Below are 16,087 nucleotides of genomic sequence, written 5' to 3' on the forward strand. Positions count from 1 at the left end.
GTGTGCCGTGTCTACACTCCGCTTTTTCAGCCGTTTTCGCCTTGACTCGCGAGAGCGTCAACACGCTCTCAGCGCAGGAGTTCGGCTTGATAAAGGCGAGAACAGGGCAGTTGCCGGTAGCTGCCGGGCTCCAGGCGCAAGGTGTCCACTTGTTCCGCGCCATCCCGGCCGCAGCGGCGCAGGGCTAACCAGTGACGTCCATCGGCGTCAATGCCGTCGACAGGCCAAGCCAGGCCGGATTCCGCGAAGAAGCGGTAGCAGGCTAAATCGGCGCCTTCGAGCCCGTCCGGTATCTGATCGACCTGGATCTGATAGTCCAGCCAGCAATGGCTCTGAGAAGAGGCGAGCTGCCGGCGTAATTGTTCCGCCAGCTGCGGCCAGGCGCGCGGGGGGCCTTGGCGGCGGGCGGCAGCCCAGATCGGGGCGGGGAAATGGGCGTCGTCGGCGAAGCGGGGAATCACGTGCCAATGAAGGTGCGGCACCATATTGCCCAGGCTGGCCAGATTGATCTTGTCGGCTTGCGTGCAGCGCCGCAGCGCGGCTTCGACGTTATGGACCCAGTCCAGCAGGTGCAAACGGTCGCAAGGGGACAGGTCCGTCATTTCCTTGATGTGGGCCTTCCAGATCACCCGGCAGAAGCCGGGATAGCCTTCCTCGTCGACCAGTAGGACTTTTAGGCGGTCGTCTTCGTGCAATACTTGGCCGGACGGGCCACGGCACAATTCACAATCCATGATGGCGGCCTTTTGAAATGCGGGAACCTTATTGTAACGGTTGCCGCGAGCTTCGGCTAAACCCCGGTTCGCTGCTATCATTACGGAAATTATGATTTGAACTATTTATCATGCCTTCTGCCGTATGCCGTCGCCTGTGCGGTGTTCAGGCGCTGCGGCGGGCAAAAATGGAGAGCTTGATGACGGATATGATGATTATTCTGGCGCTGATCCTGGCCAGCGCCTTTTTCTCAGTGTCGGAGATATCGCTGGCGGCCTCGCGCAAGATCCGTTTGCGTCAAATGTTGGACGAGGGCAACGACAACGCCGGGAAGGTCTTGGCCTTGCAGGAGCATCCAGGCCATTTTTTCACCGTGGTGCAGATCGGCGTCAATGCGGTGGCTATTCTCGGCGGTATTGTCGGCGAGGCGGCGTTCACGCCTTTCTTCGCCCGGGTGCTGGGTTTTTTCTTGTCCCCCGAACTGGCGCAGAGCCTGGGTTTTCTGGCTTCCTTCCTGCTGGTGACCAGCCTATTCATCCTCTTCGCCGACTTGACGCCCAAGCGCGTGGGCATGGTGGCGGCGGAGTCTGTGGCGGTTCGCATTGTGCGGCCGATGCTGTTCATGGTGCTGCTGTTCAAGCCGCTGGTGTGGTTGTTCAATGAAATGTCCGGCGTATTGCTGCGTTTGGCAGGCATGCCCACCAGCCCGCGCGACGAAATCACCAGCGACGATATTTCGGCGATGATGGACGCCGGCGCTGAAGCCGGCGTGCTGCATCGGCAAGAACATCAAGTGATTGAAAACGTATTCGAACTGGAAAGCCGGCTGGTGCCGTCGTCGATGACGCCGCGCGAGAGCATCATCTACTTCACTCTGGACGAGGGAGAGGAGAGTATTAAGTCGAAAGTGGCCGAGCAGCCGCATTCCAAGTTTCTGGTCTGCGACAACGGCATCGACAATGTGGTGGGCTACGTTGACTCCAAGGACTTGCTGAGGCGGGTGTTGGCCGGGCGCGCCATCTCCTTGAAGGAGCCCGGTTTGTTGAAAACGGTGCTGATGATTCCGGATTCCCTGACCTTGTCGGAATCCTTGGATCAATTCAAGGGCACCCGAGAGGACTTCGCCGTCATTCTGAATGAATATGGTTTTGTGGTGGGTCTGATTACCCTTAACGATGTGATGTCCACGGTGATGGGTGACTTGGTGGGGCAGGGGCAGGAGGAACAGATCGTCAAGCGCGACGAGAACTCCTGGCTGGTGGATGGCATCACGCCTGTGGAGGATGTGCTGCGGGTATTGGAGATCGACGAATTGCCCGACGATCAGAACTACGAGACGGTGGCGGGTTTCATGATGTATATGCTGCGCAAGATTCCGCGGCGCACAGATTGCGTGCAATACGCAGGTTACAAGTTCGAGGTGGTGGACATCGACAACCACAAGATCGATCAGATTCTGGTCACGCGGGTGGCCAGCAAGGAGCCGGCGCAAACTTGAGCTTTGTACGATCGGTTACATGATTTAACACAGGCCTCACAGACTGCGGTGAGTCGGCTTGCATATGATGAATACAAGGATGCACCAGGACGGTGCCCTGACAACCGCTAAGTCGCAGATTTGGAGAAACACCATGAAAAAAATCGCCGCACTGATTCTGGCTTCCGTACTCGGCCTGACTTCCGCTGCCTCCTTCGCCGCCGACGCTTCCGCTCCGGCCGCCAAGGCTGCCGCTCCGGCGCATGCCAAGAAGCATCACGCCAAGAAGCACCATCACAAGAAGCACGCCAAGAAAGCGGCTTCCGCTCCGGCCGCGCAAAAAGCCCAAGCAGCCAAGAAGCATGCCAAGAAGCATCACCACAAAAAAGCGCATGTGAAAAAAGCGGCTTGATTCTGCGGCTACAGGCAGGGTATCGAAAGGAGGCTACGGCCTCCTTTTTGTATTGTTGGCTGGCTGGTTTAGGGTGTGATTAAAAATGTAATGGTTTTGTAGTGGCATGGCTTTGTGAAGTCTCTGCTTGTTCTGTGAAGTTTTGTCTCCAATTGCCAACAGGCAACTCTCCTACGCTTGGCTTGTTTTCTTTCTGAGGAAACAGCCCTCTCCAACTGCGTTTTTTACGTCCTTTTTTCCGATTTATTTGCGATAAATTCCATCAAATCAACGAAATTATGATTTTTTGTCACTTTTTGTGCACCCGCCGCATCAGTGTCAACGTAAGGCAATCATTTTGACCTGTTTTAACTGTTATTAAGGACAGGTTGGTGAAATTTGGGTTGGCAGTCGTGGAGTGATTGCTCGAATCTGATACCACTGTAATACCACATGTCCGAACTAAAACGCCGGCTTGCGGTGCTGCAGCGGGGACAGCATGACGCTGCCGTGATCACTGACAGAATTGAGGAGGTCCGAATGTCGAAACTTTCGTTGACGTTGTCGGCGCTGTTTGGAGGGGCTGGCTTGTTGTTGAGCAGCGCGGCGGCGTTCGCCGCGCCGGCTTGCAGCGCGTGGAGCAATGCGCAGACCTATAACGGCGGCGATTACGCCTTGTACGCCAACAAGACCTGGCGCGCCAAGTGGTGGACGCAGAACAATCAGCCGGGCGCGGATCAATGGGGACCGTGGGAGGAGAGGCCGGCTAGCGAATGCACCCCGGGCGGCGGCGACCCCGGCCCCGGGCCGGGCACGGGCGTGCCGCCCGAGCCGACGCCGACGGTGGGCCGCCATGTTGGTTCCTATTTTGCGCAATGGAGCATTTACGGCCGTAATTACAAGCTGCGCAATCTGGTGGACGCAGGCGGCGACAAGAAGCTGACCTTCCTGAACTACGCTTTCGGCAATGTCTACGCCGACGGCAAATGCGGCATGGTGACTCGCGCGGAGAACGGCAACGGCGATGGCGGCGACGCTTGGGCCGATTACCAGAAGTCCTTCGGCGCCAACGAGTCGGTGGACGGCAAGGCCGACACCTGGAGCGACCCGTTGCGCGGCAACTTCAACCAATTGCGCAAGTTGAAGCTGGCCAACCCCTCGCTGAAAGTGCTGATTTCGCTGGGAGGCTGGACCTGGTCTAAGAATTTCGGCAAATTCGCCGCCACCGACGCCGGCCGCAAGGCCATGGTGGCGTCCTGCATCGACCTGTACCTGAAAGGCAATTTGCCGGTGGGCGAGAACGCCGGTGGTGCCGGAGCGGCCAAGGGGGTGTTCGACGGCATCGATATCGACTGGGAATACCCGGGTGGCGGCGGTCTGCCGAGCAATAGCGTGGACCCCAACGACAAGCAGAACTTCACCTTGCTGATGGCGGAATTCCGCAGCCAGTTGGATGCCTTGACCTCGCAGAACAAGCGTCGATACTACCTGACCGCGGCCATTGGCTCCGGTGTCGATAAAATCCGCCAGACCGAGCCGGCCAAGTACGCGGCCTACATGGACTGGATCAATGTGATGACCTACGACTTCAACGGCGGCTGGGACGCAAAAGGGCCGACCAACTTCCAGTCCAATTTGTTCCGCGATCCGGCCGCTCCAGTGACCGGAGATCGCGTTTACTACAATGTGGACGACTCGATCCAGACCTTGGTCAAGGCCGGCGTGCCCAAGGCCAAGCTGAACGTGGGCATCCCGTTCTATGGACGCGGCTGGGCCGGCGTGGCGGCCGGACCTAAGGGCGATGGCTTGTACCAGGTGGCCACCGGCGCGGGCAAAGGCACTTACGAAGCCGGCATTGAGGACTACAAAGTGCTGAAAACCCGCTCCGCCAAGCAGTTTGTGCATCCGGTGAGCAAGCAGCTGTGGACTTACGATGGCAACGAGTTCTGGAGCTATGACGACCCGGCCACCATCCGCACCAAGCTTGACTATGTGCGTCAGCAACAGCTGGGCGGGGTGTTTAGCTGGTCCTTGGATGGCGACGACGCCCAGGGCACCTTGCTGAAGACCACCAGCGAAGTGCGTCAGGATGCCGCCGCGGCCAAGAAGAAGGCGGCGGCCAAGACCTCGGCCGCATCGCCGCTGAAGTAAGCCGGCAGTCGCCATAGAGACGCCGCCGGGCATGCCCGGCGGTTTTTTGTTTAAGCCGCGCTCTTTTCCAGTTCGGCGATCTCGCGCACCCGCAAGGGCTTGGGTGTTTCGTCCAGATTGGACCACACCCAGTTGAAGTGATCGATGACCTGTTCCGCGCTCAGCCCCGGCCGCGGTTTGCAGGTGTGGGCGTCGGCGATCAGCGTGACGGTGTACTCCTGCGACATGGCCGAGCGCAGTGTGCTGTCCACGCAAAATTCGGTGGCGGAGCCGGCCAGCCAGAGTTCGTCGACATCGCTGCCGCGCAGCAGCTCGCTCAGAGTGGTGCGCTGGAAGCTGTCGCTGAATCGCTTGTGAACCACAGCGTCGTCGTCCAGCCGCGCCAGCGCCGGGTGCAGCTGCCAGGCCTCGCTGTCGCGCGCCAGATCGCTGCCGGGGCCGCTGTCATGCTGGATGAAGATCACCGGCATGTCTTGGCGGTGCGCCAGCGCGATGGCGCGGTTGAGGTTGGCCAGCACGGCGTCGGCGCGGCCGGCGCGAGGCCTGCCTTCGATCTGACCGTACTGAACATCGATGATGATCAGCGCTTTATTGCCCATGGCCAACCTCCTCGCTTACAGCAGCACGCGTTCGATGCCGCCATCGCGCGCTTGCTCCACGTACTGTTTCAACCAATCCGGGCCCAGCACATGCTTGGCGATTTCCACCACAATATAGTCGGCCTCGGTGCCAGTATCCGGGCTATAGCGCGACAGACCTTGCAGGCAGGACGGGCAGGAGGTCAGGATCTTCACCGGTTGGGCCGGTTTGGCACCGCCGGTCAGGGTTTGCAGATTCTTGTTGATTTCCTCTTCCTTGCGCGAGCGCACCTGGGTGGCGATGTCCGGCCGGCTGGCGGCGAAGGTACCGGATTCCCCGCAGCAGCGGTCCGAAAGGGCCACGCCGCCGCCCAGCAGTTCATTGACCACCTTCATCGGCTGATAGGCCTTCATCGGTGTATGGCAGGGGTCGTGATACAGGTACTGCTGACCGCCGACGCCGTCCAGCTTGACGCCTTTTTCCATCAGGTATTCATGGATGTCGATGATGCGGCAGCCGGGGAAGATGTCCTCGAAGCGGTATTGCGATAACTGGTCGTAGCAGGTGCCGCAGCTGACCACCACGGTTTTGATGTCCAGATAATTCAGCGTGGTGGCCACGCGGTGGAACAGCACCCGGTTCTCCGTGGTGATGGCGTCGCCCTTGTCCTGATAGCCGGCGCTGGTCTGAGGATAGCCGCAGCACAGATAGCCGGGCGGCAGCACTGTCTGCGCGCCGACATGCCACAGCATGGCCTGGGTGGCGAGGCCGACCTGGCTGAACAAGCGCTCCGAACCGCAGCCGGGGAAGTAGAACACCGCTTCAGCGTCTTCCGAGAGCTTGGGGTTGCGGATGATGGGCACGATGCTGGCGTCTTCCACGTCCAGCAGCGCGCGCGCGGTTTTCTTGGGCAGGCCGCCGGGCATGGGCTTGTTGATGAAGTGGATCACCTGCTCCTTGACCGGAGCCTTGCCGACGGTGGCCGGAGGTTGCCGGGTCTGGGAGCCTATCAGCCCCAGGCGTTTGCCCACCGCGTTGCCCAGCCGTTGGGCTTTGTAGGCGATGCCGACCAAGCCTGTGCGCAGCGCTTTGATGGTGGCCGGATCCTTGGCGGTAAGAAAGGCCATGCCGACGGCGGTGCCGGGGTTGAAGCTCTTGTTGCCGGTCTTGCGCAGGAAGTTGCGCATGGCCACCGAAACATCGCCGAAGTCGATCTTGACCGGGCAAGGTTTGACGCAACGATGGCAGACCGTGCAATGGTCGGCCACGTCGGACAGTTCCTCGAAGTGCTTGAGGCTGACGCCGCGGCGGGTCTGTTCCTCGTAGAGGAAGGCCTCGGTCAGGAGGCCGACGCCGAGTATCTTGTTGCGCGGTGAATACAGCAGATTGGCGCGCGGCACATGGGTGGAGCACACTGGTTTGCACTTGCCGCAGCGCAGGCAGTCCTTGATCGAGTCGCTGATGGCGCCGATGTCGGACTGTTCCAGAATCAGCGATTCCGCGCCCAGCAAGGAGAACGACGGGGTATAGGCCATGGCGAGGTCGGCGCCGGGCAGCAGTTTCCCGCGGTTGAAGTGGCCGTTGGGGTCCACTTGCTGTTTGTAGGCGCGGAAGGGGGCGATTTCCTCCTCGCTGAGGAATTCCAGCTTGGTGATGCCGATGCCGTGCTCGCCGGAAATCACGCCGCCCAGCGCGCGCGCCAGCGCCATGATGCGTTCCACCGCCTTGTGCGCGGTTTGCAGCATCTCATAGTCGTCGGAGTTGACCGGCAGGTTGGTGTGGACGTTGCCGTCGCCGGCGTGCATGTGCAGGGCGACGAAGACGCGGCTGCGCAGCACTTTTTGCTGGATGGCGCGGATGGCGGCCAGAATGGGGCCGTCGGTGTTGCCGGAGAACAGTTGTTCCAGTTCCGCCTGCATTTCGCGCTTCCAGCTGACGCGCACGACCAGATCGCGCAACGCGTGAAATACGGTGTCCGGAGCGGCGGCGGCGTCCTCCAGCGGCGCGTGCGGCCAGCGTTCGCGGTATTCGTGGAAGGGACGGTCAAGGTGTTCCAACAGCCACTGCCAGCGGTCGCGAGTGATGGCGAGCTGGGACAGCGCCGAGGCGCGGCGGTCGCCGATCAGCTCTTCAGACGGCAGATTGGTGTCCAGCTTGTCCACTGGCAGCCGGCCGTGGAAATACTCGGTCAGGGTATCGAGCAGGCGCAGCTTGTTCTGGATCGACAATTCGATGTTGATGCGCTCGATGCCGTCGCTGTAGTCGCCCAGCCGCGGCAGCGGAATCACCACGTCTTCGTTGATCTTGAAGGCGTTGGTGTGCTTGGCGATGGCTGCGGTGCGGCTGCGGTCCAGCCAGAAGCGCTTGCGCGATTCCGGGGTAATGGCGATGAAGCCCTCGCCGTGGCGCGCATTGGCCAGCCGCACCACTTGGCTGGCGGCTTCCGCCACCGCATCCTCGTGGTCCGATACGAGGTCCGCAATCAACACCATCTTGGGCCGGCCCTTGCTTTTGGCCTTGGTCACATAGGACACCGCGCGCACATAGCGCCAGTCCAGATGTTCGAGGCCGGCCAGCTGCACGCCGGCGGCCAGCGCGGCGCCGCCGGGCTTGAACAAATCGGTGATTTCGACGATGGCCGGCGTGGCTTCGGCCACGGTGCCGAAGAATTCGAGGCAGACGGTGCGAATATGCTTGGGCATGCGGTGCAGCACGAAGCGCGCGCTGGTGATGATGCCGTCGCAGCCTTCTTTTTGCACGCCGGGCAGGCCGGCCAGGAATTTGTCAGTAACGTCTTTGCCCAGGCCCACTTTGCGGAAGGCGCTGCCGGGAATGTCCAGCTGACGGCTGGATACGACGGTGCGACCGTCATCCTTGAGCTGGCTGATGCGGAAGCGGGCGACGTCGACGTCGTGGATCTTGCCGTAGTTGTGGCCCAGGCGTTCAATGAATTGCCATTGGCCGTCCGCGTCCACCATTTTCCAACTGGCGAGGTTGTCCAGCGTGGTGCCCCACAGCACTGCTTTCTTGCCGCCGGCGTTCATTGCGATATTGCCGCCGATACAGGAGGCCTCCGCCGAGGTGGGGTCCACCGCGAACACCAGGCCGGCCGCCGCCGCGGCCTCGGCGACGCGGGCGGTGACCACGCCGGCGCCGCACTGTATGGTGGCGCGGGGGCCGTCCAGGCCGGGCAGCTCGATCTGTTCGACGCCGAGGTGGCGGTCCAGCTTCTCGGTATTGATCACTGCGCTCATGCGGTCCAGCGGCACCGCGCCGCCGGTGTAACCGGTGCCGCCGCCGCGGGGGATGATGGTGAGGCCCAGCTCAATACAGGCGCGCACCAGCGGTGCGATTTCAGCCTCGCTGTCCGGGCTCAGCACCACAAATGGATATTCGACTCGCCAGTCCGTCGCGTCGGTGACGTGGGCGACGCGGGACAGGCCGTCGAACTGGATGTTGTCGCGGCGGGTGAGCCGGGACAGCTTCTTGAGAATTTTGGCGCGCAGCTCGCGGGTGTCTTCGAACTGTTCCGCGAAGCGCTCGACGGCGGCGCGCGCCGCCGTTAGCATTTTGCCCACCTTGTCGTTGCCCTCGCGGCGCTTCTCCACCTCGGCCAGCCGGTGGCGCATCGCGTCCACCAAGGCCGCCAGCCGCTTGGGGTTGTCCAGCAGATCGTCGACCAGATAGGGATTGCGGTCCACCACCCAGATATCGCCCAAGACCTCGAACAGCATGCGGGCGGAGCGGCCAGTCTTGCGTTCGGCGCGCAGCTCCTCCAGCAGTTTCCACATCGGCGCGCCCAGCAGGCGGATGAAAATCTCGCGGTCGGAATACGAGGTGTAGTTGTACGGGATCTCCCGCACACGGGCTTGGGTGGTGGTGGTCATTGTCCGTGCAGCTGTCATTATTGGAAAAACGTCCACCAGTGTAGCCCAATTGTTGCGTTGCGAAAAACCCGCATTCACTAGGGATTTCCTTCTTTACTTCAAGATATTGGGGCGGATTGTATATTGTTGGGTAAGACAGAGCGGGCCCATCTCGGCGGCTTGGCCGCGCTGGGGACGGAATGGTGTGCGCTATTCCATTTACAGGGCGAAAGCTGCTGATTTTATGCTTTTTATGGGTAAACTGAGGCTTGAACGCGCCGCGCTGATCGGGATGGCGCGGCCACGACGGGAATGGAGAATGTGATGATGTGGAAGAAGTGGGCTATGGCCTTGCTGCTAGCGGCGTCGCTGAGCGGCTGCGGCTACAACGCGATGCAGACTCAGGACGAGGCGGCCAACGCGGCCTGGTCCGAAGTCATCAATCAATACCAGCGACGCGCGGACCTGATCCCCAATCTGGTCAAGACGGTGCAAGGCTACGCCAAGCATGAAAAAGACGTGTTGACCCAGGTGACCGCCGCTCGGGCGCGGGTGGGCAGCATCCAGGTGGATCCATCGATGGCGACGGACGAAAAAAAGCTCAATGACTTTGCCGCGGCGCAGAATCAGCTGGGTTCGGCGCTGTCACGCTTGCTGGTGGTATCGGAGAACTACCCGCAGCTGAAGGCGGATCAATCCTTCCGCGATCTGCAGGCGCAGCTGGAGGGCACCGAAAACCGCATTGCGCTGGCGCGCAAGCGCTATATCGATTCGGTGCAGGCGTACAACAGCACGGTGCGCACCTTCCCCAATAATTTGACCGCGATGATGTTCAGCCTGAAGACCCGGCCTAATTTCACGGTGGAGAATGAGAAGGCCATCTCCGCTGCGCCTCAGGTCAACTTCGGCGAGCCGGAGGCGAGCAAATAAGATGACGGCGCTATGGCGTTGCTTGGGCTTCGCGTTGCTGCTATGCGTGCAGTTGGCGCGAGCGGAGCTGGCGGTGCCGCCGCCCAGTTCTCCCGTGGTGGACCTTGCCGGCTTCTTATCGGTGGACGAGCGAGGGCAATTGGAACAGCAATTGCTGACGTTTCATCAGCGCAAGGGCAGCCAGCTGGCGGTGTTGATCGTGCCGTCGGTGGAGCCGGAGACGCCGTTTGATTACGGCACCCGGGTGATGGATGCCTGGAAGCTGGGCCGCAAGGGAATAGACGACGGGGTGTTGTTGCTGATCGTTGCGGACCAGCGCAAGAGCCAACTGCTGGTGGGGCGCGGCCTGGAGGGCGCGATTCCGGATATTTACGCCAAGCGCATCCTGCAGGATACGCTGCGTCCGCTGTTTAAACAGGGGCTGCGCTTCCAGGGCATACAGGCGGCGATTGCACAGCTGGAGGGCCTGATAGACGGGGAGAAGCTGCCGTCGCCGCCGGCTCAGACCCAGCAGCAGGGCTGGGAGGATAGCTGGCCGGCGTTGGCGTTCGCGGTCTTGTTCGGCGCCGGCGTGGTTAGCCGTCTGTTCGGACGGCTGATCGGCAGCTTCATCATGGGCTGTCTGGGCATTGTCGCTGCCTTGCTGTTGGGCGCCGGCGTCATGTTCGCCTTGCTGGCCGGCGCGGTGGCGGCGCTGCTTTGCCTGGTGATCGGTTCCCATGGTGTCTCGTTCGGTGGCGGAGGAGACGGCGGTTGGGGAGGCGGATCTGGAGGCAGCCGCGGAGGCGGCGGCTGGTCCGGCGGCGGAGGGGGTTTTGGCGGCGGCGGCGCTTCGGGAGATTGGTGATGTGGAAATCATGGAGTAGAGCGCTGCGTCACTTGGCCAGTACCGGTTGGTTGGCGCGGCGGCGGTTTCCCGCTTCGGAATTGGCGCGCTTGCAGCAGGGGATCGCGGCTTCGGAGCGCGAGCATGCGGGCCAACTGCGCTTTGTGGTGGAGTCGGCGCTGGACTGGCGAGACGCCTGGCGCGGCATGAGCGCGCGCGAACGGGCGTTGGAGTGGTTTGGTCTGTTGCGGGTATGGGACACCGAGGAAAACACCGGCGTGTTGGTGTACGTGTTGCTGGCGGAGCGTCGCATTGAAATCATCGCCGACCGTGGCATTGATCGGCGGGTACCGCCCCAGGCTTGGGAGGACATTTGCGCCGAAGTCAGCCGCGCAATGGCGGAGCGCCAGCGGGTGGCCGGCCTGGAAGCAGGCTTGCGGCGCATACACGCCTTATTGATCGAGCATGCGCCGCGCCGGCATGGACCCGGCGTCAACGAGCTGCCGGACGAGGTGATCGTCCGCTGAGTCAGCTGGCGGCGTTGACGGCGAGCTGTGTCGCCAGCTGCACGGCTTCGAACAAGCTGCCGGGATGTGCGCTGCCGCTGCCGGCCAGGTCCAGCGCGGTACCGTGGTCGACGGAGGTGCGGATGATGGGCAGGCCCAGCGTGATATTAATGCCGGCTCCGAAGCTGGCGTGCTTGAGCACCGGCAAGCCTTGGTCGTGATACATCGCCAGCACCGCGTCGCAATGCCGCAGTTTGTCCGGATTGAACAGGGTATCGGCGGGCAGGGGCCCGATCAGGTCCATGCCCTCGCCGCGCAGCCGCGTGAGCAAGGGTTCGATGATTTCGATTTCCTCGCGCCCCAGATGGCCGCTTTCGCCCGCGTGCGGATTCAGGCCCGCCACTAGCACTCGCGGCGCGGCGATGCCGAACTTGGCGCGCAGGTCCGCGAGCAGGATGCGGATGACTTGCTCCAGATTGTCCGTCGTGATGGCGTCAGGGACATCGCGCAGCGGCAGGTGAGTCGTGGCCAGCGCCACGCGCATGCCGCTACCGGCCAGCATCATCACTACTTTGGAAGTCCGCGTGCGTTCGGCCAGGTATTCGGTATGGCCGGAGAAGGCGACGCCGCCATCGTTGATCACGCCCTTGTGCACCGGCGCGGTGACCATGGCGGCGAATTCTCCGGCCAAGCAGCCGTCTATGGCGCGGTCCAGCGTCGCCAGCACATAGCCGGCATTGGCCGGGTCCAGCCGCCCGGGGACGGCGGCGGCCGCCAGCGGCACATCGCAAACTTCCAGTCCCTGTTTGGGGGCGGGAGCGCCGGGCGCGTAATCATGCAGCGTAAGCGAGAGGCCAAGCTGGCGCGCACGCGCGGCCAGCATGGCCTTGTCGCCGATCAACACGCAACGCGAGCCGGTTCCGGCTTCCGTCAGCCTCAGCGCCAAGTCAGGGCCTACGCCGGCGGGTTCGCCGGTGGTGACGGCCAATACGGGGACGTCCATGCTTACTTCTCGTCCAGCCGTTCTTCGACGAAGGCCGAATCGCGCAGCTGGCGCACCCAGTCGGCGTACGCTTGTTCGATCTTGCGGGAACGGATCTGCTGTTTGACCGCCAGTCGCTCGCGGTCGCCGGATACGTCCTGATTGCGCTTGCCTTCCACCAGGATCAAATGCCAGCCGAAGGGGGTACGCACCGCTTGCGACAGTTGGCCGATGGGCAATTGCGTCATCGCGCTTTCAAAATCCGGCACCAAGTCGCCCAGATTGACCCAGCCCAGATCGCCGCCTTTGGCGTTGCTACCGTCTTCAGAGTAGAGCTTGGCCATGTCGGCGAACTTGGCGCCGCGCTGGATGCGATCACGCACTTGTTCGATGCGAGTTTTGGCGTCGCTGGCCGACACTGCTTCGTTGGTGCGGATCAGAATGTGGCGCACATGGTATTGCTCCACCATCATCGGCGCGCCGCTGTCGCGCTTGTCCTGGAGTTGGAAGATGAAGAAGCCTTGCTGGGTGCGGATCACATTGGTGTGCTGGCCGGTTTTCAGTTGTTCCAGCATCTGCACGAATTCAACCGGCAGCGACACTGCGCTGCGCCAACCCATGTCCCCGCCCTTCAGCGCATTGGGCGCATCGGAGTAGCTGGCCGATACTTTGGCGAAGGACTGTCCCGCCTCCAGCTCCGCCAGCGCTTTTTCGGCTTTCTTCGACAGGGTGTCGATCTGCTTGGCGTCGGCGCGTTCGGGAACATTGACCAGGATGCTGGCCAGATGGTATTCGGCGCGGTTTCCGCTCTGTGCGCTTTTCAGCACTTGGTCGACTTCGGTTTCGTTGACGTTGACCTTGGCGGCGACCTCGCTGTCACGCAAGCGAGCGATGGTCAGTTCTTTTCGGACTTCGGCGCGCAGCTTGTCGAAGGCTAGGCCTTCCTTGGCCAATTGGGCTTTCAGGCCGGCAACGTCCATCTTGTTCTGCTTGGCCAGATTGGCCACCGCCTGATCCACGGCGGCGTCGTCTATGCGCAGGCCGCCGCTGGCGGCGTACTGCAGTTGAACCTCCTCGGTGATCATCTGTTCCAGCATTTGCTTTTCCAGCACGGCGCGCGCTGGCGGCGTGACTTTCTGAGCCTGAAGCTGCTTGATGGCCTCGTCGACGCGGGTTTGCAGGTCCAGCCAGGTGATCACATTCTTGTTGACCACTGCAACGATGCGGTCCACTTCTTTGACCGGGGTTGCGGGAGCGGCGATGGCGCCTTGCAGGGCGCCGGCTAGCAGCAGGGCGAGCAGAGTCTGTTTCATGATCATCGCTTATAAATCGTTAGTCTTGCTATAGCCGGGAATCGCCAGCTTCAGCGTGTTGAGCGGATTGTTGCCAAAGCCGCCAAGTCCCTTGAATTCCAGCTGGAAATAAATGGCGTTCTTGGTGGTGGTCAGGTCGCTGACATAGCGCTGGCCGACCAGCCGCGCCGACCAGCAACCGTCGTTGTACTCGAATCCGGCCAGTTGTTCCAGCGGCTTGCGGTCGGCCAGCGAGTAATTGTAGCGGCCCAGCGCATACCATTTCTTGGCGATCGGCCATTGCGCGCCGATGTCGACTTGGCGCAAGGGACCGTACAAGGAGGTGTTGTCGAGCTGTTCGTAGCGGCCATAGCGATAGCGCGCGCTGAGCACTTTGCCGGGCGCCGGGTTGTAGCGCAGCTGGGCGTTGTAGCGTTCGGTGGTTTTCAGCGCCTCATTCCACTCGTAGGAGCTGTCCAGCCGCCAGCCCTGGGCCAGATCGCCGCTGGCGCCCAGCAGCAGATTGGAGCCGCTGACGGTGCGCTGTCTCGGCACGCCGGCCAGAGAGATGTCGTCCTGATTGAAATAGTAACGCTTGCCCACGGTCAGCCGGATCCGTTCCATACCGTTTTCCTGGTTGATCAGGCGGCTGGTTAGCGCCGTGGTCAGCTGATTGGCGCCATTGATGCGGTCAGATCCGGAAAAGCGGTTCTCGGTGAACAACTGCGCAAAGTTGAAATCATTCTCCGAGGTGTCGAAGTTGGGCAGATTGTTTTGGTTGCGCGTCGGGATATTGACGTAGAACAGTCGCGGCTCCAGCGTCAGCAGGTGATCCTGTCCCAAGAACTCGGTATCGCGGTCGAAGTAGAGGCCGGCGTCGGTGCTAAAGATGGGCAGGCTGCGTGACACCGAGCGGCTTTGCTGCCCAGGCAGCGCATCCAACTGGTATTCAGTCAGATGCATGCCGATCTTGGGTCGTATAAAGCCCCAGCTCTTGTCCAGACTCCAGGTGAGGCTGGGATAGGCGACCAGGCGGTCGCCGTTTTGCAATGTCGGGTGGGAGAAGCGGGTCAACTCGCTCTGCAGGTTGGCGCTGAAGCCTTGGGGCAACTGTTGGTTGGCGTTAAAGATGAGTTGCGGCAGCCGCGCGTAAGGGATATCGCCGGGGGCGGGGTTCTCCAGCAGCGTCTGGTAGCGCTGCGCGCGCAAGGTGGCGTTGGCCGAACCGCCCTGCCAGCCGAAACCGTAGCTGAGCAAGGCTTCTCGTACTAGGTTGACGTTGGTGGCGATGCTGAGACGATCGCCAAAATCCTTGAAGTAGTTGGGGTCCGAGACGTAGTTGGCGGTGTAGCCGAAAGTCAGACCCGGGGCCAAGGTCTGGTTATGGCTCGCATACCAAGCGTAGCGATTTTTATCGGTGACCTTGTCCTTGGGCAGTTGCTCTGTGTAGATCGAGCCGGAGTAATTGGGCTGTAGGTAGCGGAACTCCGCGCCTAGCATGGTGCCGTGCTTGTCGTTGAAATGCGGAGTGATGGTCGCGTCGTAGTTGGGCGCGATATTCCAGTAATAAGGCAGCGCCACTTCAGTACCGTTGCTGCCGGTCTTGAAGGTGGGCGGCAGGAAACCGCTTTTGCGGTTGCCGTTGAGCGGAAAATCCATCCACGGCGTGTACAGGATGGGCACGCCGTAGAAATTCAGCCGCGCGTTGCGGGCGGTGCCGACGCCGTTGACATAGTCCAGGTCCAGCAGCGAAGAGTTCAAATACCAGGAGTCATCGCCGGGTTCGCAGCTATTGATGCGGCTGTTGTAGACCCGGTACTGGTTCTGGCCGCGGAAGTCCACTTGCTGGCCGTCGCCGCGCATTGGCACCGTGCTCATGGGGCGGGCGCTGGCAGGCGCGCCTTTGGCGGCGGGCGCGGGTTTCCCCATGGCGAATACCGGGTCCATGCCGGTGCCGCTGTAGTTGGCCACGTTGTAATCCAGCGTGGTGCCGGTCACCACATCGACTCCGCGCGTCATCTTGAAGCGGTCGCCGGCCTTGACTCGGTCCTTGTTCTGGTAATAGTCCAGCCAGTCGGACTCCAGCTTCTGGTCGTCGCGAGTGACCACCACGTTGCCGCGGGCCTTCAGCTCCACATTCATCTCGCCGTCCATGTCGTCTGCGGTGACGTGGGTCTGGCCTTCGGCCTTGGGCGGGGTGGGCAGGGCGATCGGGGCGTCTTCATCGGCCAAGGCCAGCGCCGGCTGCAGTGAAAACGCGGCCGCCAGCGCCAAGGCTAGCGGATTGGGTTTGATTCTGGGCATGCACAAAGCCATATCTAAGGGGCGGCGGGGCAGTATAAAATCAGCCAATTCTATCAGCACCAAGACGAA

Annotated in this window: 12 protein-coding genes; 6 read left to right on the plus strand and 6 right to left on the minus strand. The window is 61.7% G+C overall.

The window, feature by feature from the left end; translation table 11 throughout:
* Positions 1-68 precede the first annotated feature (68 nt).
* Positions 69-734 carry an HIT domain-containing protein gene (locus ACUXV1_RS17280; RefSeq protein ID WP_203389522.1) on the minus strand — a complete coding sequence of 222 codons (666 nt, stop codon included), beginning with the start codon at positions 732-734 and terminating at the stop codon, positions 69-71.
* Between the two features lie 179 nt (positions 735-913).
* Between ACUXV1_RS17280 and ACUXV1_RS17285 the strand changes: the two genes are divergently transcribed.
* The 3 genes from ACUXV1_RS17285 to ACUXV1_RS17295 all read left to right on the plus strand — a co-directional run bounded on the left by ACUXV1_RS17285 (position 914) and on the right by ACUXV1_RS17295 (position 4,733).
* Positions 914-2,212: a hemolysin family protein gene (locus ACUXV1_RS17285; RefSeq protein ID WP_019100585.1), complete on the plus strand. Its 1,299-nt coding sequence runs from the start codon at positions 914-916 to the stop codon at positions 2,210-2,212.
* 133 nt (positions 2,213-2,345) lie between these two features.
* On the plus strand, positions 2,346-2,603 hold the full coding sequence (locus ACUXV1_RS17290; protein WP_043592314.1) for a hypothetical protein: 258 nt from the start codon (positions 2,346-2,348) through the stop codon (positions 2,601-2,603).
* A 519-nt stretch (positions 2,604-3,122) separates the two neighbouring features.
* Positions 3,123-4,733: a glycosyl hydrolase family 18 protein gene (locus ACUXV1_RS17295; RefSeq protein WP_043592313.1), complete on the plus strand. Its 1,611-nt coding sequence runs from the start codon at positions 3,123-3,125 to the stop codon at positions 4,731-4,733.
* Positions 4,734-4,783: 50 nt separating this feature from the next.
* Here the strand turns inward: ACUXV1_RS17295 and ACUXV1_RS17300 are convergent, their stop codons facing one another.
* Complete coding sequence (locus tag ACUXV1_RS17300) at positions 4,784-5,332, minus strand: cysteine hydrolase family protein (RefSeq protein ID WP_446016018.1); 549 nt, start codon at positions 5,330-5,332, stop codon at positions 4,784-4,786.
* Between the two features lie 15 nt (positions 5,333-5,347).
* Positions 5,348-9,199: a DUF3683 domain-containing protein gene (locus tag ACUXV1_RS17305; RefSeq protein WP_081574325.1), complete on the minus strand. Its 3,852-nt coding sequence runs from the start codon at positions 9,197-9,199 to the stop codon at positions 5,348-5,350.
* 306 nt (positions 9,200-9,505) lie between these two features.
* On the opposite strand from ACUXV1_RS17305, the gene ACUXV1_RS17310 reads away from it, so the two are divergent.
* Genes ACUXV1_RS17310 through ACUXV1_RS17320 form a run of 3 tightly spaced genes read left to right on the plus strand, consistent with a single transcriptional unit; the run spans position 9,506 to position 11,461 of the window.
* Positions 9,506-10,108 carry a LemA family protein gene (locus ACUXV1_RS17310; protein WP_085951887.1) on the plus strand — a complete coding sequence of 201 codons (603 nt, stop codon included), beginning with the start codon at positions 9,506-9,508 and terminating at the stop codon, positions 10,106-10,108.
* 1 nt (position 10,109) lies between these two features.
* Positions 10,110-10,955 (plus strand): TPM domain-containing protein, encoded by an 846-nt coding sequence (locus ACUXV1_RS17315; protein ID WP_446016017.1) that lies wholly within the window; start codon positions 10,110-10,112, stop codon positions 10,953-10,955.
* The gene (locus ACUXV1_RS17320) at positions 10,955-11,461 is read left to right on the plus strand and encodes a TPM domain-containing protein (protein ID WP_081555045.1); all 507 of its coding nucleotides are present in this window, start codon (positions 10,955-10,957) and stop codon (positions 11,459-11,461) included. The genes ACUXV1_RS17315 and ACUXV1_RS17320 overlap by 1 nt, the downstream gene beginning before the upstream one ends.
* 1 nt (position 11,462) lies before the next feature.
* Here ACUXV1_RS17320 and pdxA read toward each other — a convergent pair whose 3' ends face one another.
* From pdxA to ACUXV1_RS17335, 3 genes are read right to left on the minus strand one after another with little or no spacing between them, the layout of a single operon-like run.
* Positions 11,463-12,443: a 4-hydroxythreonine-4-phosphate dehydrogenase PdxA gene (gene pdxA / locus ACUXV1_RS17325; protein WP_446016016.1), complete on the minus strand. Its 981-nt coding sequence runs from the start codon at positions 12,441-12,443 to the stop codon at positions 11,463-11,465.
* A 2-nt stretch (positions 12,444-12,445) separates the two neighbouring features.
* Positions 12,446-13,735 (minus strand): peptidylprolyl isomerase, encoded by a 1,290-nt coding sequence (locus tag ACUXV1_RS17330; RefSeq protein ID WP_194427100.1) that lies wholly within the window; start codon positions 13,733-13,735, stop codon positions 12,446-12,448.
* A gap of 9 nt (positions 13,736-13,744) precedes the next feature.
* Positions 13,745-16,018, minus strand: coding sequence for an LPS-assembly protein LptD (locus ACUXV1_RS17335; RefSeq protein WP_446016015.1), 2,274 nt, complete (start codon positions 16,016-16,018; stop codon positions 13,745-13,747).
* Positions 16,019-16,087 lie beyond the last annotated feature (69 nt).

The organism is Chromobacterium sp. W521 (genome assembly GCF_052805975.1).

Bases quoted from the DNA above. Each gene is read 5' to 3' on its own strand.
- ACUXV1_RS17280 (WP_203389522.1), bottom strand. From the start codon at position 734: ATGGATTGTGAATTGTGCCGTGGCCCGTCCGGCCAAGTATTGCACGAA.
- ACUXV1_RS17285 (WP_019100585.1), top strand. From the start codon at position 914: ATGACGGATATGATGATTATTCTGGCGCTGATCCTGGCCAGCGCCTTT.
- ACUXV1_RS17290 (WP_043592314.1), top strand. From the start codon at position 2,346: ATGAAAAAAATCGCCGCACTGATTCTGGCTTCCGTACTCGGCCTGACT.
- ACUXV1_RS17295 (WP_043592313.1), top strand. From the start codon at position 3,123: ATGTCGAAACTTTCGTTGACGTTGTCGGCGCTGTTTGGAGGGGCTGGC.
- ACUXV1_RS17300 (WP_446016018.1), bottom strand. From the start codon at position 5,332: ATGGGCAATAAAGCGCTGATCATCATCGATGTTCAGTACGGTCAGATC.
- ACUXV1_RS17305 (WP_081574325.1), bottom strand. From the start codon at position 9,199: ATGACCACCACCACCCAAGCCCGTGTGCGGGAGATCCCGTACAACTAC.
- ACUXV1_RS17310 (WP_085951887.1), top strand. From the start codon at position 9,506: ATGTGGAAGAAGTGGGCTATGGCCTTGCTGCTAGCGGCGTCGCTGAGC.
- ACUXV1_RS17315 (WP_446016017.1), top strand. From the start codon at position 10,110: ATGACGGCGCTATGGCGTTGCTTGGGCTTCGCGTTGCTGCTATGCGTG.
- ACUXV1_RS17320 (WP_081555045.1), top strand. From the start codon at position 10,955: ATGTGGAAATCATGGAGTAGAGCGCTGCGTCACTTGGCCAGTACCGGT.
- pdxA (WP_446016016.1), bottom strand. From the start codon at position 12,443: ATGGACGTCCCCGTATTGGCCGTCACCACCGGCGAACCCGCCGGCGTA.
- ACUXV1_RS17330 (WP_194427100.1), bottom strand. From the start codon at position 13,735: ATGAAACAGACTCTGCTCGCCCTGCTGCTAGCCGGCGCCCTGCAAGGC.
- ACUXV1_RS17335 (WP_446016015.1), bottom strand. From the start codon at position 16,018: ATGCCCAGAATCAAACCCAATCCGCTAGCCTTGGCGCTGGCGGCCGCG.